Here is a 20,604-nt window from a genome sequence, read left to right on the forward strand (position 1 = left end):
CACAAGCTCCCACGGGGCGCGGCATCTCGGCTGCTGCCTCCTCGCAAACTCATCGAGACCCATCATGACCCAGCCGCTTCCGAACCCGCCGGCTTCCGCCCCGTCCGCAAGGTCGCTGTCCGCCCCCCCCGTCTTCGCCATGGCGGAGCGGGATGGCGCCCGCCTGACGCTGCGCGCGGCCGAGGGCGGTCATGTCGCCCATCTGTTCGTGCTGGAGGACGACATCGTCCGCGTCATGGTGCTGCCCGGCGGAAGGCTGCGCAGCCCGCGCAGCTGGACGGTGGCGCCGGGGGCGGAGGATGTGCCGGCGGAGGGACGCGACCGCTTCGACCTGACGGGCTTCTCCTGCCCGGCTTTCACGGTGGAGGAGGGCGCCGGCACCCTGGTGGTGGCCACCGCGCGACTGCGCCTGACCGTCGCGCTGACCGGCCTGTTCTGCCGCTGGGAGACCCTGGTCCGCGGAACGTGGCATGCGGTCGCCGCCGACCGCCCGACCCAGACCTACAATTTCGGCTGGTGGGATGAGCGGGTCTATCACTATCTGAAGCGCGATGCCGCCGACGAGATGTATTTCGGCCTGGGCGAGCGCGCCGGGACCAGCGACCGCCATGGCCAGTCCTATCGGATGAGCAATCTGGACGCGATGGGCTACAACGCCCGGACGACCGATCCGCTTTACAAGCACATCCCTTTCTACATCACCTGGAAGAAGTCGGCACAGGTCCCGCTCGGCATTTTCTATGACACCCTGTCCGACTGCAGCTTCGACATGGGGCGGGAGCTGGACAATTATCACGGCCATTACCGCTATTTCGTCGCCGATGCCGGCGATCTCGATTACTACATCATTGCCGGGTCGGCCCCGGCCGACATCACCCGGCGCTTCACCTGGCTGACCGGCCGGCCCGCCTTCATGCCAAAATGGAGCCTGGGCTATTCCGGCTCCACCATGACCTACACCGACGCACCGGACGCCCAGGACCGCATGAACGAGTTCCTGGCGAAGTGCGAGGAGCATGACATCCTCTGCGACTCCTTCCACCTGTCGTCGGGCTACACCTCCATCGCCGACAAGCGTTACGTCTTCCATTGGAACCGCGACAAGTTCCCCGACCCGGCCGCCTTCGCCCGCCATTATCTCGACCATGGCGTACGGCTGTGCGCCAACATCAAGCCCTGCCTGCTGCGCGATCATCCCCGATTCGAGGGGGCTGTGCGCGAGGGGCTGCTGGTGCGCGATCCCGACGGCAGCCCGGCGATGGTGCAGTTCTGGGACGAGGCCGGCGCCTATCTCGACTTCACAAACCCGAAGACGCTCGACTGGTGGAAGGCGCGGGTGAAGGAGGCGCTGCTGGAACCCGGCATCGCCGCCACCTGGAACGACAACAACGAGTTCGAGATCTGGAGCGACCGCGCCCAGGCGGCCGGCTTTGGCACGCCCTTCCCGGCGTGCGACGCCAAGCCGCTGCACACGCTGCTGATGATCCGCGCCTCCAGGCAGGCCCAGCAGGAATTCGCACCGGATGTCAGGCCCTTCCTGATTTCCCGCGCCGGGGCCGCCGGCATGCAGCGCTATGTCCAGACTTGGTCGGGCGACAATTACACCAGCTGGGAAACGCTGAAATACAATGTGCGCATGGGCACCGGTCTGGCGCTGTCGGGCGTGTCCAACACCGGCCACGACATCGGCGGCTTCTCCGGTCCGGCCCCGGATGCCGAGCTGTTCCTGCGCTGGGTTCAGTTCGGCATCTTCCTGCCGCGCTTCTCGATCCATTCCTGGAATGACGACAAGACGGTCAACGAACCCTGGATGTATCCGGAGATCACCCCGTCGATCAGCCGGCTGATCAAGCTGCGCGCCCGGCTGATCCCCTATCTGTACGACCTGCTGTGGCGCTATCATACGTCCTACGAGCCGATGATCCGGCCGACCTTCCTCGATTTCCCCGAGGATCCGCGCTGCTTCGACGAAAATGACGAGATGCTGCTCGGTCCGAACCTGCTGGTGGCGCCGGTGGTGGAGCCGGGACGGCGGGATCGCGAGGTTTATCTGCCGGCAGGGACCGACTGGTATGACGCCTGGACCGGGGAGTGCTTCACCGGTGGCCGGTCGGTGACCCTGGCGGCGCCTTTGGACCGTCCGCCGCTGCTGGCGCGGGCGGGCTGCGCCATTCCGCTCAACCTCGCCGAACAGCATTTCAACCGTGGCGCGGATGAACGCGGCTTCGCACTGTTCCCCCATCGCGGCGTCGGTGCCTTCCAGGCCGGCTGCTATGAGGATGACGGCGACAGCGAGGCGTACCGCAACGGCGACCATGGTTGCTGGGCGGTGGCTGTCGCCACCGGGGCCGACCGCCTGACGGTAACGCTGGACAAGGAGGGCGCCCGTCCGCCCGCCGCCACATCCCTGACCCTGCTGCTGCCGCCACAGGAGCGCCGCGCGCTGGAGATCGCTGGCGGTACGGTGGCTTCCGACCGCATCGCCGACGGTTGGCGAACCGTCGTCGTTACGCTCACCGGTTCCTGATCGGAGTGAACCGCTCCGGGTTTCCTGGAGGCCCCATCTTTCGAGAGAATGGGGTCATCCTGACGCAGCGCGCTGCTTTACTCAAATCGAAGACCTCGCATGGCGGCGTGACTCAGGCCAAATGGCCTCCAGCAAACCCGGGGCGGTCCAGTTTGGTCAGGTCACCCGCGAGGACGTGCGGGACCGGCTTGTGAAAGGACCTGCCCTCCACTTGGTCCCGATCGCGCTGGTTCTAGGATTCCGCACTGCGCGAAGCGCCGGGCGAATAGCCCATGATGCGCTTGAAGGCGCGGCTGAAGGCAGCCTGCGAGCCGTAGCCGAGCCGATGCGCGGCGGTTTCGATCGGCAGACGCTCCCGACCGATCCACTGGGCGGCAAGCCGCATCCGCAGCTCCGTCACGTAGCGGACCGGGGTCACGCCGGTCACCTCCAGGAAGCGCTCCGCGAAGACCGAACGCGAGGCGCCCATCTCCGCGGCCAGTTCCGCCACGGTCCAGTTGCGGCCGGGATCGCGATGCAGCGCGGTGATGACGCGGCCGAGCCGCGGGTCGCGCAAGGCGTCGATCCAGCCGCGCGCATCGCCGCAACCGCATTCGACCCAGCCCCGTACGATGGAGGCGGACACCACGTCGGCGAGCCGCGCCAGGATACCGGCATAGCCGGCGCGCTCCGCCCGCGCCTCCCGCTCCATCGCCTCCAGCATCGGCAGGATTTCGGGGTAGCGGTCGAGCAGGGTGCCGACCTGCATCACCTCGGGCATCAGGCCGACCAGCGGCTGCATGGCGCCGAGGTCGAACTCCATGCAGCCGCTGAAGATCACCGCATCCTTCGTCCGGCAGCTTTCCGGCGGGCAGGATTCGAGCGCACCGACATTGCCGCACAGCGGCGCCGTCGCGAAGCTGGCGACGTCGCGGGCCGGCAGTTCCGGCGCCGACAGCAGTTCGTGCGCGCCGCCGCGCGGCAGCAGCACCGCATCGCCGGTGTCCAGCGTGAAGGTGCCGCCGGCGAGCAGCCTCAGCACGACCGGCCCGCGGGCGATGAAATGGAATTGCGCCCGCCCCTCCACCGTCCCGAAACCGATGCCGAAGGGAGGGGCGACCTGCATGCGGCGGTACTGCACGCCGGTCAGCCGCATGCCGAGCAGAAGCTCGCTGACGAGGTCGGTGGCGGGAGGGAGACGGGATGAGTCGGGCATATCCGGACTATCGATCAAAAGATGCGGACGTTGTGGCATGGATCGTCCAGAAGCTCCAGTCTATTCTGCGTCGCAGCATAATCTTCCTGCGAGGACAGACCATGATGGAACCTGTGAGGTCGGCCGGCGCCGCGCCGGCGGAGCCCGCCTGGGGCGCCGTCTTCTCCCTGACGCTCGGCGTGTTCGGACTGGTGACGGCGGAGTTTCTGCCGGCCAGCCTGCTGACGCCGATGGCGGCCGATCTGCATGTGACCGAGGCGATGGCCGGCCAGGCCGTCACCGCGACCGCCGCGGTGGCGCTGGTCGCCAGCCTGCTGATCTCCGCCGCGACCCGCCGGATCGACCGGCGCCATGTGCTGCTCGCCTTTTCGGCGCTGCTGCTGGTGTCCAATCTGGCGGTCGCCTCCGCCCCCGACCTGCTGTCGCTGCTGGTCGGGCGGGTGCTGCTGGGGGTGGCGCTCGGCGGCTTCTGGGCCATGTCGGCCGCGATCGCCATGCGGCTGGTGCCGGAGCCGATGATTCCGCGGGCCTTGTCGATGATCTTCAGCGGCGTGTCCGCCGCCACCGTCTTCGCGGCCCCGGTCGGAAGCTATCTGGGCGACCTGCTCGGCTGGCGCGCGGTGTTCCTGATGGCTGGCGGGCTGGGGCTGGCGGCCTTGGTGGCGCAGGTTCTGACGCTGCCGCGCATGGCGCCGAACGGCCATACCAGCCTCCGCACCCTGGGCGAGGTGATGGCGCGGCCGGGCGTCGGGCTCGGCATGGTGTCGATCATCCTGGTCTTCACCGGGCATTTCGCGCTGTTCACCTATGTCCGGCCGTTCCTGGAGACGGTGACCGGCGTCGGCGTCAGCGGCGTGTCGGGCATCTTGCTGGGCTTCGGCGTGGCGAATTTCGCCGGCACCTATCTCGGCGGTGCGCTGCTGGCGCGCAGCATGCGGCTGACCCTGGCGGTCATGCCGCTGGCCATGGGGCTGCTCGGGCTCGGGCTGGCCGCGCTGGGTGGGTCGCCGACCATGGCCTCGGTGCTGATCGCGCTGTGGGGCGTCGCCTTCGGCGCCGTGCCGGTGGCCTGGTCCACCTGGATCACCCGCACCGTGCCGGACGAGGCTGAAAGTGCCGGCGGCCTCTTCGTTGCGGCGGTGCAACTCGCCATCGCCACCGGTGCGGCAGTGGGCGGCGCCATCTTCGGCGTCAGCGGCGCCGGCGGGGTCTTCGGCGCCAGCGGAATCGTGCTGCTGCTGGCCGCCCTGGTCGTGCTGGGAGGCGTGCGGGCGCGGGCAGTCGCTGTCGCCCCCTGACCATCTCCGTCAGGCACCCGCGGATGGACCCGCCGCTGTCGCGCTCCGTCTCCAGGACGACGGGTCCGCATGCCACCACCACCGCATCGTACCCGGAAACGTCGAGGATGGCCTTGAGGTCGGTGAAGAGGCGGTGGGGCAGCAGCGTGTCGCGCATGAACTGCCAGAGCCGCTCGGTGGCATTCAGTTCCACCGCCTGAACCGTCGGACAAGCGGGTTGTTCACCCCCTCAGCTCGTCAACCAGTCGCGAAGTTGACAACACCCACGGCGACATAGACGGTGGTGGCGTCGACCCCGATGTGCAGCTTCTTCCGGGATCGCCGCTTTTGACGGGGAATATGATGGCGGCAAGCGGCGTTCACTTTATGCGGCATGACCGATGGCTGGATCAGGGGACGGACCTCCTGCTACCCCGGCGGCCCCATCCGTGCAGCAAGCTGACAACCGGCTGGAATCACGGCCGACAAGGCTGACCCTGTGCCGCCTGTCACTCCCGATTTCTGTCGGGAGCGGGAGCAATCATGCCGATAGGACATTTGCGATTGCCGAATGGCTGGCGCAATACGATGCGGCTGGAGAATCTCCTGATTCCGATCTCGGCCTCCAAGAGCTTTTCCATCAGCTCCTGAAACAGGGCGACGCTGGGCGTCACGATCTTCAAGAGATAATCGTAACCGCCGCTGACATTATAGCATTCGACGATCTCGGGGTGCTTGCCGATGGCCTCCTCGAATATGCGGAAGTCGTTGCGCCGATGGTCGCGGATGGTCACCTCGGAGAACACGGTGACGAAATCGCCCAGCTTCTCCAGTGCGATATCTGCATCGAACCCGCGGATCACGCCGAGTTTCTGAAGCCGCTTCGTCCGGGCGAGGCACGGGCTCGGGGTGAGGCCGACGGCGTCGGCAAGGTCGACGTTCGAACAGCGTCCCTCACGCTGGAGATGGGCGAGAATCTTGATGTCGAACCTGTCGAGGGATACTGTCGAACGCATGGGATGATCGCACCGCCGGACGCCGATCCTGCCTAGTTATGTGCTGCCGCTTTTGCCTCGTCTAGCGCCTCGTCGAGTGCCTCGGTCACGAGACCGGCCTGATCCGCGGAAAGGACCAGCGGCGGCCGGATCTTGAGCACATTGTGCCCCATGGCACAGGCGCTGAGCAGGATCCCCTTGTTGCGCATCCGGTTGACCACCTGGCCGGTGAGAGCGCGGTCGGGGGTGCGTGACCGGCGGTCGGAGACAAGTTCCACCCCGACGAACATGCCGGTCCCGCGCACGTCGCCGATGGCCTCGTGCCGTGTCGCCAGTTGGGCGATGCCGTCGCGCAGGTTATTGCCGACGGTTGCGGCGTTCGCCATCAGCCGGTCCCGCTCGATTGTCTCCAACACGGCCAACGCCGCCGCACATGACACGGTGTTGCCCGCGAACGTGTTGAAGTATCGTGATTTTACTCCGAATTCCGCCAGGGCGTCGGCGGTCGCCAGAATCCCCGCGATGGGCTGACCGTTCCCCATCGGCTTGCCCATGGTGACGATATCGGGAACAACGCCATGGCGCTGGAAACCCCACATGTGCGTTCCGGTCCGGCCGAACCCGGGTTGGACCTCGTCGGCGATGAACAGGCCGCCCGCCCGCTTGATCGCATCGACAGCCCCCTTCAGGAAACCCGCCGGATCGGGAAGGATCCCGTCGCTGGTGAACAGAGAGTCGACGATCATTGCCGCCGGCTTGATGCCGTGACGCCGAAGATCGGCAATCGCGGCTTCGACATCGCGGGTGAATCGCTCGGAGAGATCGGCACCCTCCGCATGATAGAGGCGCGGTGCCGGAACCAGACGGACATGCGCACCGAGATCCACGGTTAGGCCCAGGGACGGCGAGAATTGCGACACGGTGTCCGTGATGCCGTGATAGGCGGTATCCGTCACGATCACGCCGGTCCCGCCGGTGCGGACTTTTGCGATGCGATAGGCAAGGTCGTTCGCCTCGCTGCCCGTGCAGGTCAACATCAGGTGCGAAAGCCCGGTCTCCGGAACCGTCGCCAGCAGGCGTTCGGCCAGTTCGAGGATCGTGTCGTGGAGGTAGCGCGTATTCGTGGCCAAAGTCTGCGCCTGCCGGCAGATCGCCTCGGTCACCGCCGGGTGACAATGTCCAAGCGAGGTGACGTTGTTGTAGATGTCGAGATATCGCCGACCTTCGGAATCGATCAGCCACACCCCCTCGCCGCGCACGATGTGCAGCGGGCGTTCGTACATCAGCCGATAGGCCGGGCCCAGCAAGGCGTCACGCCGTGCGATCATCGCGCTGGCGATCGGCCCCACGTCGGCGCGTCCGGGAATATAGGCGTTCACCATGTTCAGATCGGCGGTGCCGCTCATTGATCGTCTCCAATTCGTACGCTGGTCAGCAGTGGGCCAGCAGCCGGTCGCGGGCCGTGCTGCGGGAAAGATCGGCCAACTGGGACAAAGCCTCCCATGCCGCCGGATTGTGGCGCATGATGTAGGCCCGGTTTTCGGGGTAGCGCACGACGCGCCATTCCGAGATCAGCACCGTGATGAGGTGCCGCGTCGCCATCAGGTCGGCGACGATGTCCTGTTCGACGTCGGCAAGCGGCAGAACCGCATGATAGGCACCGACGAACTGGGCAGCCCCCTCGAACGGATCGGCATTGCCGGCCATGTGAAAGGCGGCGGCCGTCGCAACCTCGCCGACCAGCGGCGCATGCAGCATGTCGCCGAAGTCGATGATGCCCGAGATGCGTTCGTGATCGTCGGGTGCGACAAGCACGTTGTAGAAATGATAATCGTTATGGATCACCTGGGCCCGCAACGAGACGAGACGCGGCAGCACATGGTCGGTGAAGCGCGCCATGAATTCGGCGGCAAGCGTGCGGCGCGAGGGATCGGCGATGCAGTCGAGATGAGCCGCCAACCGGTGCGCCGCGGCAACGTTCCAGAGAAGGTCATGCATCGCGGCGGGATGCGCAAATCCATGCAGGGCATGGTTCAGTTCGGCGAGCCCCGCCCCCATCGCCCGGCGCTGGGTGGTGGTCCGTGGCGTCTCCCGGACCGGGACGCCGTCCAGATAGGTGAGCATCCGCAAGATGCTCTGACGCCCGTCGGTCAGCGTTGTCGTGGAATGCGTGCGTCCGTCAAGCGTCCGCACGACGCGCGGCACCGGCTGGCTCGGCGCTACGCGGGCGATATGATCGAGCGCGGCGATCTGAAAATCGATGATTGAAGCGGGTTCCGAAGGATTGCTGATCTTGAAGACGTATCGATTGCCGTCCGCCGTCTCCATGCAACAATTCTGGTCGCGCTCGCTCGCCAGCGGTCGAATGGTGCCCTCGATGCCGTAGAGGCGACCGACCAGCGCCTCCACATCGGCAAGGGAGAGGGCGGGGGCGGCGGTGCTCAGTGCCGCTGTCCTCACCGAACGCTTTTCCGGTTTCATGCGCCCCATCTCGCCATTGCGGTTCGTACGGATTGTTAGAGCCCGAGCAGACCGGGAAGCTGGCGGACGTCGGTCAACCGATCGACGCCATAGCCGTCGAAGCTGGGTTCGTGCCCGCGATCGATAAACGCCCTGGCCATGAAGCCCAGATCGGACGCGGTCATCAGATCGTAGCGGAAGCTCGACGAGCAGTGCATGATCCGGTCCGGCCCACAGCCGAGCTGGTCGAACATATATTCGAACGTCTGCATCCGCGGCTTGTAAGAGCGCGCTTCTTCGGCGGTGTATACGGCGTGGAACGGCGCCTTGAGATGGGCGACGCTGTGTGGAATCAGATCGACCATCGAGTTCGACAGGATCACCAGCGGAAAATGCGGCGCGATCGCCTCCAGAACCTCGACCACGTTCGGATGGGGCTGCCAGGCCGGGATGGCATCGTACAGCCCAACCGCATCCGATGGGCGATAGTCGACACTGTGCGCCTTGCATGCCCGCTGAATGGAATTCTCGACGACATTGAAGAAGGGCTTCCATTCGCCCAAGACCTCATCAAGACGATATGCCCGGAAGCTGTCGAGAAAAGCCGTCATTCGATCGGCGGGCACACGATCTTGGAACAGGACTTTCGCGGTCGGCCCCATCTCGAAGTTGATGAGTGTTCCGTAGCAATCAAAGCTGATGAAGTTTGGCTTGAATGTCATCTCGCATTCCCGCTGTGCGTTGCTCGAAACAAGCGTATGAGTAGCGGGTCCGCAGGAAGGTCCGTTTGCAACGAGGCAGGAGCATTTTCCGCTTCAATTCAGAGACCCTTCGGAATTTTTAAACGTGCCCTGCTCTGGTTGTTGGATACGGGTGCCCGCCACAAGGGTAAGCGAACCGCGCCTGGATCGGTTACGAAGCTCTGAGCTGGCACATTGGTGCGAAACTCGTTGGAAGCTGGCGATGTCGTGGTCTTGGCAGGTATCAGAGGCGCCCCGCTGACGCCGAGACCCGCACGCCGTACAAGGCCAACGAGAGCCGCCGCCACAAGATCCCCCGCGCCCGCTGCCGGGTGGAGAACGGGTCGGCCTACGATGCGGCGCGGCGTCGACGTGGCGACCTGACCATCTGGGTGACGCCGGAGGCGACCGCTGCCTGGGCGCCGGCGCGTTCCGGCCGGCGAGGCCGACCATCACGCTACTCGGACCTCGCCATTGAGGCTGGGCTGATGCAGCACTTGGCATTCGGACGGCCGTGGCGGCAGACCGAAGGCCTTTTGGGTTCGCGGATGCGCCTGCTCGGCCTGGACTTGCCGGTTCCGGATCACACGGCCTTCTCCCGCCGCAGCGCCGACCTTGAGGTCGCATCGGCGCCGGTCAGGACGGACGGGCCGGTCACCGTGGTCATCGACCCCACGGGGCTGAAGGTGTTCGGCAAGGGTGAGTGGCACCTGGAAAAGCATGGCGGTCAAGCGCGCCGGAATTGGCGAAAGCTGCATCTCGCGGTCAATCCGGACACGGGTGAGATCCTCGCCTCGGAGTTGACGTCCAACGAGGAGGGGGATGCCTCTCCGGTGGCTCGATTGCTCGACCAGATCAAGCGCCCGATCGGCGCGGTCGGTCGTCGGACTCCACCTGCGCGCCGAATTTTGCGCCAAAGTCGTCGAGATGGGCGAGTTCCGCCATACCCTCGGTAAAATCGATGCGCGGGCGCCAATCGAAGCTGTTGCGCAGCCGTGAGGAATCGGCGGTGATGTGGCGCACGTCGCCCAGTCGGTACTGTCCGGTCACCACCGGCGGCGGGCCGTTCAACGCCCTGGACAGCGCCTCGGCCATGTCGCCGACCGTGCGTGGCGTGCCGGATCCGACATTGTAGGCGGCCACGCCCTCCGTCTGCCCTTCGCAAGCGGCGACGGTGGCGGAGGCCACGTCGCGGACATGCACGAAGTCCCGTCTCTGCCGGCCATCCTCGAAGACCCGCGGTGCCTCGCCGCGCCGCAGTGCGGAGGTGAAGATGGAGGCGACGCCGGCATAGGGGGTGTCGCGCGGCATGCCAGGCCCATACACGTTGTGATAGCGCATCATCGCGACCGTGCCGCCGGTCGACCGCGCCCAGTTGGCGGCGTAGAACTCCTGCGCCGCCTTGCTGGTGGCGTAGGCGTTGCGCGGGTCGAACGGCGTGTCCTCGGCGACGAGCAGGCTTTCGAGCGGCTGGCCGCAGAGCGGGCAGGGCGGCTCGAACCGTTGCTGCGCCAGCGCGCTTTCCAGCCGCGGCGCCGGCCGGACCCGTCCATGCTCGGCACAATGGCCGAAGCCCTCGCCATAGACCACCATCGAACTGGCGAGCGTCAGACGGGGTACGCCGGCGCGGGCCATCGCCACCAGAAGCTCAGCCGTGCCGACATCGTTGGAGGAGGCATAGTCGGGCATGTCGTCGATGGCGACGCCCAGCCCGACCTTGGCGGCGAGATGAATGACGGCGTCGACACCGGCGACTGCCCGGTCGAGAACCGCAGCGTCCCGCACGTCGCCGATCAGCGCCTCGACGCCGGCCGGCACCATCCAGGCCGGTGGGGTGGGGTGCACGTCGGGACGCAGCGAGTCCAGGACGCGCACCTCGTGGTCACGGCGCAGAAGCTCGGCCAGCACATGCCCGCCGATGAAACCGGCCCCGCCGGTGAGGAGAACGCGCATGCTCTTTTACCTCCGAACGATGGTCTGCGCCGACCGGCCTTCGGCATTGTCGGGCTGCCGCCATGCAAGGCGGAGGAAGGTGGTCCCGATCTTCCAGGCGGCGGACAGGCTGGCGGCGAGGTCGCCGGACACCTTCGACCGGCCGCCGCGCCGGCACCGGTGATCGACCGGGATTTCCCGGCAGCGCAGGCCGGCCGCCGCCCGCATCTGCATCTCCAGGTTCCAGCCGTAGGTTTCCTCGGTCATGCCCAGCGCGCGCAGGCGGTCGACCCGCATCGCGCGCAACGGCGACATGTCGGTGAAGCGGACCCGGTAGGTCAGCCGCAGCAGCGCCCCGGCGATCCGCCCCGCCACGATCTGCTGCGGCGTCATCGAGCCGCGCTCGCGTCGCCCGCGCAGGCGCGAGCCCATGACGAAGTCAGCCTCGCCGTCGGCGACCGGCCGGATGACCTGCGGGATGAAGGCGGGCACGTCGCTGCCGTCGCCGTCGAGGAAGCAGACGATCTCCGTTCCGGGCCGGACGGCGGCCAGTCCGGCGGCGCAGGCGCGGCCGTAGCCGCGCACCGGCTGGGCCACGACACGGGCGCCCGCCGCGGCGGCCCGCTCGGCGGTCCGGTCGGTCGAACCGTTGTCGACGACGATGACCTCGCCGACGCCCTCGGCCATCACCTCCCGCACCACGTCGGCGATGGAGTCCTCCTCGTCGAGACAGGGGATGACGACGGCCACGGTTTCAAGCGGCTGCGCGCCGCTCATGACGCCATCACCGTCTGGCGGCGTCGCACGAACGCGCGGGTGCGTGGCGCCTCCTGCACCGGCTGACCCGCGGCGGAGAAGGGCAGTGGCCGACCGTCGAGTTCATCTTCCAGCATGGCGTAGGACCGGGCATCGTCCACGTCGTACCAGGGATCGAGCGAGATCACCGGAACGCCGATCTTGCGCGCCCGTTCAAGCGTCAGGCTGTAGACCGTGTCGGTGCTCCAGGGGATGTCCGCGAACAGTTCGGGATGGGGCCGCGACAGGCCTATGAGCGTGTAGCCGCCGTCGAGCGCCGGGCTGATGACGGCGTTGTCGCCGGACTTGAGCGCCTGGACCGCGGCGCGGAGGATGTGGCGCGGCAGGGTCGGGCTGTCGGAGTTGACGAGGATGGCGCCGGCATGGCCCTGCGCCAGAAGGTCGGTGATGCCCTGGTCCAGCCGCCGGCCGAGATCCCCCTCGCCCTGGGGGACCAGCCCGAATCCGTCGGGAAGCAGGTGCCGCAGTTCCTCTTGGGAGCCCACCGGGGTATAGACCGCATAGCCGGGCGCGTCTCCCCCCTCCGACAGGCCGGCGATGGTCGCGGCCAGATCGGCGATGAAGCAGCCGGAGATTTCGGCACAGTCCTCCGGCGGCAGAGGCGGCGACAGCCGGGTCTTGGACTTGCCGGGGCTGGGCGTCTTGCAGATGATGGCCACCGCTATGGTCGTCATGGGTCGGGTCTCCGCCGGAATGAGGGAGGGCTGATCAGCGGACCTGATCAGCGGGCCGGTGAACCGGGGGCGAGCGCCTGCTCCAGGTCGCCGAACAGGTCGTCCGGGTCTTCGAGCCCGACCGACAGGCGCAGCAGGTCGTCGGGGCAGGGCGATCCTTGGCCCTCGATCGAGGAGCGGTGCTCGATGAGGCTTTCGATACCGCCGAAGGAGGTCGCCCGCCGCCAGAGATGCACATTGGCCGCCACCTTCACCGCCGCCGCCGCCCCGCCCCTGACGCGGACGGACAGCATGCCGCCGAAGCCGCCGGACATCTGGCGGGCGGCGATGGCGTGGCCGGGATGGTCCGGAAGGCCGGGATAGAGCACGGCGGACAGCGCCGGATGGCTGGCCAGCCGGCCGGCCAGGGTTGCGGCGCTGCGGCTCTGCTCGCGCACCCGCAGGTCGAGCGTCCGCAGGCCGCGCATCAGCAGCCAGGCGTCGAACGGACCAGGCGTCGTGCCGTGCTGGTCGCGGATGGCCGCGATCCGGTCCCACAAAGCCGACGGGGCCGATGCCGCCAGGGCGCCGGCGACCACATCGGAGTGACCGTTGAGGTATTTGGTCGCGGAATGCATCACGATGTCGGCGCCGCAATCGAGCGGCCGGGTCAACACCGGCGTCACCGCCGTGGAATCGACGCAGACCAACACACCCGCGCGGTGTGCAAGTTCGGCGACGGCGGCGATGTCGGTGACGGTCCAGAGCGGGTTGCTCGGCGTTTCGATCCAGACAATGCCGGTGCGGCCCGGCCGGATGGCGCGGCCGACGGCGTCGAGGTCGGCCATGTCGGCGAAGGTCACCTCGTGCCCGTAACGATGGGCCTCGGCGAGCCAGACATGCAGCCCCCAATACATGTGCCGCGGAGCGACGATGTGGGTGGGCGATGCCGCCAGGAACAGGGTGGTGGCGGCCGCCATACCCGAGCCGAAGAGCAGCGCCTCGCGAGCGTGTTCCAGGTCGGCGATCTGACGCTCCGCCTGCTGGACCGACGCGTTGTCCTTGCGACCGTAGACATGGCCGGAGCTGTAGCCGTTGTCCGCGTCGCGCATGTAGGTGGCGCTCACGTCGATGGGCGGCGTCAGCGAGGCGGCCAGGGAACGGCCGGCGCCCAGGGCCCGCGCCGTCAGCGTGCGGGGCATCGGTGTGCGTGGCGTCAAGATTGAGGGCCTCAGGATGTTGCTCCGGTGGTCGCCGACGGGGAGGTGAAACGGGTGGCTCATGGGAGGGATACGGTGGTTGGCGACCCGTTGTTACAGCCCGGTCGGATTTTTTCGGGGCCGGGTTCAGTTGCCCGCTTTCCGGGGTACGGCAATGTAGATCCGCCAGAGGCCGGGTTCGGCTTCGGCGAGGCGGTAGAGGGGGTTCGCGGCGAAGGGATCATGGCTCCAGGCGCCGTCGAAGACCGTGACCACCACCACGTCGCAGTGATGGGTCCGTGCGAGCGCCCGGATGTCGTCCGGCGTCCCGTCACCGGCGAAGACCCGCCGGAACTGGTCGGTGATCGCCGCCCGCCGCTCGGGCGACAGGGCGACGAAGGCAATGGCCAGTTCGTTCCCGGCGAAGCAGGAGCGGCGGTCGGCGAACAGCGCCCAGGACAGGTTCACCGGCCAGGGCGTCATGTCGGCGAACAAGGCGGGGTTGCTGGCGACCCGTGTGTCGGGCGGCGCATGGCGCCGGACCGCCTGCCACAGGGCCGGCGACCGCGCGAACGCGGCGGCCGAGGAGGAGGGCTTGCCCGCCAGATTCTCGGCGGCGAGGCGCAGCCCGTCGGGCAGCGTCGCCGTCGCGGCGGCCATCGCCAGGACCAGGGGGAGCGCCGCCCGCCGCTCCATGCAGCGGGCCAGCCCGGCCGCGGCGGCGGCCGTCAGCACCATCAGGCCGGGCAGCACGGCGCGCCAACCGAGATCGTTGTTCACACCGGTTGTGCTGACGAGCAGCCAGCCCGCGCCGAGGCTGGCCGCCGTCAGGATGGCGAGGGCGCGGACGAGCGGCCCATCCCGCCACGCGTCCGGCCGTACCGCCATCCGCGCGAGAGTGATGGCCCCCGCGAGATAGGCGAGCGGAAACTCGACGACCAGCAGCACCAGCCAATAGGCCGGTACGTCGAGCACCCGGCCGAGCGGTTGGGGCAGGGCAGGGCCCAGCACTTCGAAGGGATCGATGGCGATGAGACGGCCGCCGCCTCGGGCGACGGCGCTGCGATACTGCTCGACCAGGAGCGGGGAGGCGATGGCGACGGCGACGATCGCCGCAACGCTGCCGAGCAGGAGGAAGGTTCCCACCCCGCCGACCGGGCGGGAGCGTGCCAGGAAAAGGGCGCATCCGGCGGCGGCCAGGGCGAAGACCACCCCGCCGACCCAGATCGAGCCCTGGTAGGCCGCCGCCGCCAGAAGCGCCAGGGTGACGGTCGTGAGCGCTCCAGGCTGCCGGGCGAGCCGGACCATGGTCATCACCGCCACCACAACGCAGCCCGCGGCCTGGACATGGTGCGGACTCCAGCTCGTCTGGAACAGCCATCCGGCGAGCCCGGTGGCAGGCTGGAGCCATTGTCCGAGCGTCTCCTCACCGACCATTGCGGCCAGGACCGGCCGCAGCGAACCCAGGCCGCTGAGGCCGATCGCGAGGAAGGGGGCGAGGTCGCGGTCGCTGAATTGACGGGCGAGCCCAGCCATCAGCAGCAGGGTCGAGAAGGCCGTCAGCCAGCTTGCCGCCGCGTCGGCCTCCCAGCCGGTCGCACCGGTGAGTTGGGCAAGCTGTGCGGCGCCGAACTGCCAGAGATAGTAGTAGGCGACCCCGGCCGGCGCCTCCGCCCCGCCATAGACCGGGTTGACCGGCGGAACGCCCTCCCGGACGATCTGGTCGATCAGCGCGATCTTCGCGTGATCGAAGAGTGCCGGCGCCACGGCGACGCCGTCCCCGCCGAATTTCGGCAGCACCGCAAGCGCCGGTCCGGCCGCCATCACGGCGGCGGCGAGACAGATCCACAGGGTGAGGGGCGGGATGCGACGGTCGCTCCCGCTCCCGTCTCGACGGACGCTCAGGAGCCCGGCCGCACAGATCAGGGCCATGGCGCCGATGGTCGCAACGGGCGAGAACCCGACGATGAGCGAGAGCAGCAGGGCCAGGGCGTTCTGCACCGCCCAGCCCAGGACGGGCGCCAGCGGCAAGGCGATGGCACGGTCGAACGCCAGCGACCGCGCGAGCACGTAGCCGCTGGCCATCCACAGGACAAGGCCGATTGCGATGCAGAAGGCGGCGAGGGACAGCGAAGGCACGATTATCCGGCGTCCGGCATGGTCAAAGCCCGCTGAACCAGTTGAAGCCCTGCTTCTCCCAGAAACCGGGTGAGTAGCTGTTGGTGACCTCGATGGCACGGATCCATTTCGGGTTCTTGAAGCCGAGCTTCACCGCCGTGCGCAGGCGCAGAGGAAAGCCGAAGGGATCGGTGATCGGCTCGCCCGCGTATTTGGTGGCCAGGATGGTCTGGGGGTGCAGAGCCGAGGGCATGTCGATGCTCTCCATGTAATCGTCGTTCCCGTGGAAGACGACGTATTTGGCGGTCAGGTCCGCCCCCACTCTTGTGAGGAAGTCGCGAAGGTTGGGCCCCGACCACTGGCCGATGTAATCCCAGCCCTCGACGCAGATGTGCTTGATGATCTCCTCCTGCTCCGGCAGGGCGTAGATCCGCTCCAGGCTCCAGGGCCGCTTATCGGCGATCAGGCCGCTCAGCTCCAGCTTCCAGCCGCCGATGTCGACCGGCTTCAGATCCTCGATCTCGTAATAGGCGTTGAAGCGCGGCGGCTTCACGACCTGGGATGCCGTATAGGTCGGTGCCAGCTTGTTCGGATCGAACAGCAGGGCCTGGACCCCGTCGTTGAAGCCGGACACCGCCCGGAGAACCGTTTGGACGGCATCGCGGTCGGAGATGTTGCAGCCCGTCAGCATCGTCAGGGCGCCGAGGCTGAGGGTGCCGCGCAGCAGCTTGCGGCGGCCGATCGTCTCGATGAGTTCGCGGTGTTCGGTGAGGACGGTCTGGTCCGGTCCGCGTTGCGGCCGGAAGAGCGAGGTGAAGGGGCGGCGCAGAGGCATGGCCGGTATCCGTCATGGATTCGAGGTTGGGGAGGGCGTCACCGCAGTCTCCCGGCTGGCATCGAGGCGCGGCCCGCCGGTCAGCATGCCGAGAAGGGTCCGCGGCACCAGGATCGCCAGCGAGACATGGACCAGAATGAACAGCACGATGGCCGTCATTCCGGCGAAATGGGCCAGACGCGCACCCTGGAAGTCGTAGAAGAGCGATACGAGGAAAGAGAATTGCACCGGCTTCCAGATGGCGAGGCCGGAAACGACCTGAAGCGCCACCACGAGGATCACGCCGACATAGAGACTCTTCTGAACGGCGTTGTAGTGGGTAAGGTCGGTGTGCTTGAGCCGGAATCTCAAGGCGGCCACGGCCTCGCGGACCAGTTCACGCGGAGATATGGGAAAGAACAGCCGGCGGAACCGGCCGGACAGGACGCCGTAGGTCAGATAGGCCAGCCCGTTCAGCACCAGGATCCACATGCCCAGGAAATGCCATTGCAGGGCGTGCTGCGCCCATATGCCCAGCACGATCTCCTCGGGGAAATGCAGAAAGCCGAACAGAACTTCGTCGTTGTAGATTTTCCATCCGCTCATGATCATGACGATCATCGCCGCCGCGTTCGTCCAATGCATCAGCCTGACGGCAAGTGGATGCATGATTATTGAAGATTTCATTTCCAATTCCATCCTTTTTTGCTTGGGGAATAATTTGTTTTTTGTATATAATGTTGGCGTATTCCAGATAGACAGACTATCTGTCTATTCGAGATCTCCAGTTTTCCATGAGGAATCACCATGCGATCCGCCATGACGGTCCTTTTCCTCGCTGCGATGACTCTGGGCCTAATCCGAAGCCCGGCCCATGCCGACGATGCCAAGCCCAAGCGAGCGGAGGGAGGAGCCCATACCCAGACGCAGCCCGAGGTGGACAACTCGACGCCGGAGGAGCGGATGAAGCGGCGATTTCCGCAGAAAGTCCGGGTCGGCGATCTGCGGGGGCTTCCGCTGCTCGACGAGGACGACCGTACGCTTGGCCACGTGACGGAGGTGGTTCGGATGCCGAACGGCAGGATCGTGCTGGTGTCGCGGTGCGATGACTGGTTCGGCCACGGCGGGCGTCTGATCGGCATCCCCATCGAAACGGTGGCGATCCTTGCGCGGCACCTGAATGTCCTGGACATCCCGGGGAAGGATTTCCCCTCGCTTCCCAGCTGGAAAGAGGCGGACGGCGCCGTGATCGCCGACGACGACATCATCCGCATCGCCATCTCCCGCCGTTGAGGACGGGCGCCCTCGTTGCGCCGTGCGCCATGGATGTTTCCGGTCGGCATTCCCGATCTCCAGGTTCCCAGGGGCGGGGAGGCCGGTCCATTGAGGCCCGGAGTATCCCCCTTCAGGTCCTTACGCCGCGAAGCACGGGTTCGTTACAATGCCTGCGCGGGCGAAACACACGGACGCCGGACGCCGGACGGCCAGGGCAGGCCGGCTTTCGCCGATCACGCCTTTGTGACCGACGGTGATTTCGCGATTCGGATCGGGTGCAATACAATGAAGCCTCGGCCTGACCGTCATCGCATCCGGACCGGGGGAGGAGCATGTGGGACCAGGGATTGGAGCAGGAATGGGCGGACCTGATGCGCATGGCGCTCGCAGGCGATTCCGCCGCTTACCGCCAGTTCCTGCTTTGCGTTACCCCGCATCTGCGGGCGATGGCGCGGTCACGCTGCCGGACGCTGGGGGCGCCGGACAGCGAGACCGAGGATATCGTGCAGGAGGTTCTGCTGGCGATCCATCTCAAGCGTGGGAGCTGGGATTCGTCACGGCCGATCGGTCCCTGGATCGGGGCGATCGTCCGCAATAAGATCATCGATGCGCTGCGCCGGAGGGGCCGGCGGACGAATGTGCCGATCGAGGACGTCATGGACACGTTAGCGGCCGAGGAGCAGGCCGGGGGCTTGGCGCAGATGGACATCGACAGCCATCTGGCGACCCTGAAGCGGCGCCAGCAGGACATCGTCCGCTCGATCTCGATCGACGGCGACAGCATCCGTGAAACCGCCAACCGCTTCGAGATGACCGAGGGCGCGGTCCGCGTCGCGCTGCACCGGGCGCTGAAGTCCCTGGCGCAGCTGTGCCGGATCCAGTCGACATGAGGACGGAGGATTTGATCGACCGGCTGGTGCTCGACCCGCCGCCGCGTTTCGGCTTCGGTACGGTCTTCATGGCGGCGACCCTGCTGGGCATTCTCGTTGCCGGCGGCATCTTCCTCGCCGTGATCGGGGTCCGGCCGGACATCGGACGGGCGGCGGAGAGCCTACGTTTCCTGTTCAAGTTCGCTGCGACGATGCCGTTGGCCCTGGGTGCCCTGGGCGTCGCCCTGCGCTTGAGCCGGCCGGGAATGGCGGCTGGCGGTTGGCGGCTGGTGCTGGGCGCCGTTCCGGTCCTCCTGGCGACTGCGGTCGCGCTGGAGCTTCATCAGGTCCCGGCAAGCCTTTGGCAGTCGCGCCTCGTCGGCGCCAACGCCGGCTTCTGCCTGAGCCTGATCCCTCTGATGGCCTTTGGGCCGCTTGCCCTCCTGATCACCGTGATGCGGCGGGGGGCTCCGGAGCGGCCGGCGCTGGCGGGCGGGTTCGCCGGTCTGGCGGCGGGCGGCATCGCGGCCACCTTCTACGCGTTGCACTGCCCCGACGACAGTCCGCTTTTCGTGGCGGCTTGGTATTCCGCCGCTATCCTCGTCATGGGTGTTGCGGGCTGTCTCGCCGGACATCGGTTCCTGAGATGGTGAAGCGCACCGGCGGCTCTGCGCAGGCACACGGCTTGATTCGTCGCTAAAAGGACGCCGTTGTGATCGGCGCGCTGATCCTCCTTTCGAACCGGCTGCCGGCATCGTCGAGCTGCCTATGCCGAGTTGGAATGGCATCCGTCGAAGACCGAGTCCGGGAGCGCCAAGCCGTCGCCGTTCAGGATGTTCTCGATGAAGTCCGCGAAGGCGCGGGCCTTGATGTTGGCCAGCCGGCCGGTGGGGAACATCGCCCACCGGCCGGTCGGCGGCAGCATCCAATCCTCCAGTTCCCGCCGCACCGCTTGTTCAGAACCCGGCTTTTCCGATCGAAGCCCCGCCGTCGACATGGATCGTCTGGCCGGTGATGAAGCCCGCTTCGTCGGACAAAAGGAAGGCGATCGCCGCCGCGATGTCATCCGGCTTGGCGAAGCGGCGCATCGGCACGCCTGCAAGGTAACGCGCCTCGCCAACGCTGCCGGGCGGATTGTTGGCACGGAACAACTCGGTTTCGGTCGGACCCGGCGACACCGCGTTCACGGTAATCCCGTCGCCGGCCAGTTCCAGTGCCCAGCTTCGTGCGAAGCTGACCAAAGCGGCCTTGGCGGCGGCATAGGCGGTGCGCTCCACGGCACCGAGCACGGTAAGGCTCGAAATGTTGACGATCCGCCCCCAGCCGCGTGCCTTCATTGCCGGCAATGCCGCCTGCACCACCGTCAGCGCCGGGTGAAGATTGACCCGCATCACCTCCTCCAGCGCCGGCAACTCGACTGCGCCGAGCGGCTGTGGGCGCACGAGGCCGACGTTGTTGACCACGCCGTCGACAGCATGGCGTGCGACGATGTCGGCAAGAGCGCTGGTTGCCGTCTCGCTGGCCAAATCGAGCGGATAAAGTGTACCTGGAAAATCGCCGACCGTGTTACGGGCGACACCAATGACGGCATGGCCGCGCGCGGCGAGCCGCTGCGCAAGCGCAAGGCCGATGCCCTTGCTCGCGCCGGTAATCAGGAAACTGCGTTGCATCATGGTTCTCCAGCCCCCGCTCCAGTTCTGGAACGGAGGCGTCGTTGCAGGCGGGCGGATCGAC

General features: G+C 67.1%; 19 protein-coding genes and 1 pseudogene. 6 read left to right on the plus strand and 14 right to left on the minus strand.

Going from position 1 to position 20,604, the window contains the following annotated elements; translation table 11 throughout:
• The first annotated feature begins 64 nt into the window (after window positions 1-64).
• Window positions 65-2,527, plus strand: coding sequence for a glycoside hydrolase family 31 protein (locus J2848_RS13325; RefSeq protein ID WP_149231469.1), 2,463 nt, complete (start codon window positions 65-67; stop codon window positions 2,525-2,527).
• Window positions 2,528-2,759: 232 nt separating this feature from the next.
• Here the strand turns inward: J2848_RS13325 and J2848_RS13330 are convergent, their stop codons facing one another.
• A complete protein-coding gene (locus J2848_RS13330) occupies window positions 2,760-3,722 on the minus strand; it encodes an AraC family transcriptional regulator (protein ID WP_211103117.1) in 963 nt (320 codons plus the stop codon).
• Window positions 3,723-3,823: 101 nt separating this feature from the next.
• Between J2848_RS13330 and J2848_RS13335 the strand changes: the two genes are divergently transcribed.
• The gene (locus J2848_RS13335; protein ID WP_211103118.1) at window positions 3,824-5,020 is read left to right on the plus strand and encodes an MFS transporter; all 1,197 of its coding nucleotides are present in this window, start codon (window positions 3,824-3,826) and stop codon (window positions 5,018-5,020) included.
• A 488-nt stretch (window positions 5,021-5,508) separates the two neighbouring features.
• Here the strand turns inward: J2848_RS13335 and J2848_RS13340 are convergent, their stop codons facing one another.
• Genes J2848_RS13340 through J2848_RS13355 form a run of 4 tightly spaced genes read right to left on the minus strand, consistent with a single transcriptional unit; the run spans window position 5,509 to window position 9,176 of the window.
• A complete protein-coding gene (locus tag J2848_RS13340) occupies window positions 5,509-6,015 on the minus strand; it encodes an Lrp/AsnC family transcriptional regulator (RefSeq protein ID WP_149231471.1) in 507 nt (168 codons plus the stop codon).
• A 32-nt stretch (window positions 6,016-6,047) separates the two neighbouring features.
• Window positions 6,048-7,400, minus strand: a complete 1,353-nt coding sequence (locus J2848_RS13345) for an aspartate aminotransferase family protein (protein WP_149231472.1) — start codon at window positions 7,398-7,400, stop codon at window positions 6,048-6,050.
• 25 nt (window positions 7,401-7,425) lie between these two features.
• Window positions 7,426-8,475 (minus strand): phosphotransferase, encoded by a 1,050-nt coding sequence (locus J2848_RS13350; protein ID WP_149231473.1) that lies wholly within the window; start codon window positions 8,473-8,475, stop codon window positions 7,426-7,428.
• A gap of 35 nt (window positions 8,476-8,510) precedes the next feature.
• Window positions 8,511-9,176 carry a haloacid dehalogenase type II gene (locus J2848_RS13355; protein ID WP_149231474.1) on the minus strand — a complete coding sequence of 222 codons (666 nt, stop codon included), beginning with the start codon at window positions 9,174-9,176 and terminating at the stop codon, window positions 8,511-8,513.
• A 329-nt stretch (window positions 9,177-9,505) separates the two neighbouring features.
• On the opposite strand from J2848_RS13355, the pseudogene J2848_RS13360 reads away from it, so the two are divergent.
• Window positions 9,506-10,072 (plus strand): annotated as a pseudogene (locus tag J2848_RS13360) (IS5 family transposase); the annotation flags it as partial.
• On the opposite strand, the gene J2848_RS13365 reads toward J2848_RS13360, so the two are convergent.
• The 7 genes from J2848_RS13365 to J2848_RS13395 form a co-directional block, all read right to left on the minus strand.
• A complete protein-coding gene (locus J2848_RS13365; RefSeq protein ID WP_149231475.1) occupies window positions 10,050-11,147 on the minus strand; it encodes an NAD-dependent epimerase/dehydratase family protein in 1,098 nt (365 codons plus the stop codon). The pseudogene J2848_RS13360 and the gene J2848_RS13365 overlap by 23 nt on opposite strands.
• Before the next feature lie 6 nt (window positions 11,148-11,153).
• Complete coding sequence (locus tag J2848_RS13370; RefSeq protein WP_211103119.1) at window positions 11,154-11,903, minus strand: glycosyltransferase family 2 protein; 750 nt, start codon at window positions 11,901-11,903, stop codon at window positions 11,154-11,156.
• Entirely contained in the window at window positions 11,900-12,616 is a 717-nt protein-coding gene (locus tag J2848_RS13375; RefSeq protein WP_149231476.1) for a TIGR04282 family arsenosugar biosynthesis glycosyltransferase, read from the minus strand. Before J2848_RS13375 ends, J2848_RS13370 begins: the two co-directional genes overlap by 4 nt.
• A gap of 47 nt (window positions 12,617-12,663) precedes the next feature.
• A complete protein-coding gene (locus J2848_RS13380) occupies window positions 12,664-13,815 on the minus strand; it encodes a trans-sulfuration enzyme family protein (RefSeq protein ID WP_246193864.1) in 1,152 nt (383 codons plus the stop codon).
• Window positions 13,816-13,941: 126 nt separating this feature from the next.
• A complete protein-coding gene (locus J2848_RS13385) occupies window positions 13,942-15,933 on the minus strand; it encodes a hypothetical protein (protein WP_149231477.1) in 1,992 nt (663 codons plus the stop codon).
• 22 nt (window positions 15,934-15,955) lie between these two features.
• The gene (locus J2848_RS13390) at window positions 15,956-16,747 is read right to left on the minus strand and encodes a molybdopterin-dependent oxidoreductase (RefSeq protein WP_149231478.1); all 792 of its coding nucleotides are present in this window, start codon (window positions 16,745-16,747) and stop codon (window positions 15,956-15,958) included.
• Between the two features lie 12 nt (window positions 16,748-16,759).
• Window positions 16,760-17,395 (minus strand): cytochrome b/b6 domain-containing protein, encoded by a 636-nt coding sequence (locus J2848_RS13395; RefSeq protein ID WP_246193865.1) that lies wholly within the window; start codon window positions 17,393-17,395, stop codon window positions 16,760-16,762.
• A gap of 150 nt (window positions 17,396-17,545) precedes the next feature.
• Between J2848_RS13395 and J2848_RS13400 the strand changes: the two genes are divergently transcribed.
• The 3 genes from J2848_RS13400 (at window position 17,546) to J2848_RS13410 (ending at window position 19,523) form a co-directional block, all read left to right on the plus strand.
• Entirely contained in the window at window positions 17,546-18,019 is a 474-nt protein-coding gene (locus tag J2848_RS13400) for a PRC-barrel domain-containing protein (protein ID WP_170307037.1), read from the plus strand.
• Between the two features lie 314 nt (window positions 18,020-18,333).
• Window positions 18,334-18,891: a sigma-70 family RNA polymerase sigma factor gene (locus tag J2848_RS13405; RefSeq protein WP_149231481.1), complete on the plus strand. Its 558-nt coding sequence runs from the start codon at window positions 18,334-18,336 to the stop codon at window positions 18,889-18,891.
• Window positions 18,888-19,523 (plus strand): NrsF family protein, encoded by a 636-nt coding sequence (locus J2848_RS13410; protein WP_149231482.1) that lies wholly within the window; start codon window positions 18,888-18,890, stop codon window positions 19,521-19,523. Before J2848_RS13405 ends, J2848_RS13410 begins: the two co-directional genes overlap by 4 nt.
• A gap of 113 nt (window positions 19,524-19,636) precedes the next feature.
• Here the strand turns inward: J2848_RS13410 and J2848_RS13415 are convergent, their stop codons facing one another.
• The gene (locus J2848_RS13415; RefSeq protein WP_211103121.1) at window positions 19,637-19,795 is read right to left on the minus strand and encodes a hypothetical protein; all 159 of its coding nucleotides are present in this window, start codon (window positions 19,793-19,795) and stop codon (window positions 19,637-19,639) included.
• 31 nt (window positions 19,796-19,826) lie between these two features.
• Window positions 19,827-20,543, minus strand: a complete 717-nt coding sequence (locus J2848_RS13420) for an SDR family oxidoreductase (protein ID WP_149231483.1) — start codon at window positions 20,541-20,543, stop codon at window positions 19,827-19,829.
• Window positions 20,544-20,604: the final 61 nt, after the last annotated feature.

The sequence above is a fragment of the Azospirillum lipoferum genome (assembly GCF_024170005.1).
Lineage (GTDB): Bacteria > Pseudomonadota > Alphaproteobacteria > Azospirillales > Azospirillaceae > Azospirillum > Azospirillum lipoferum.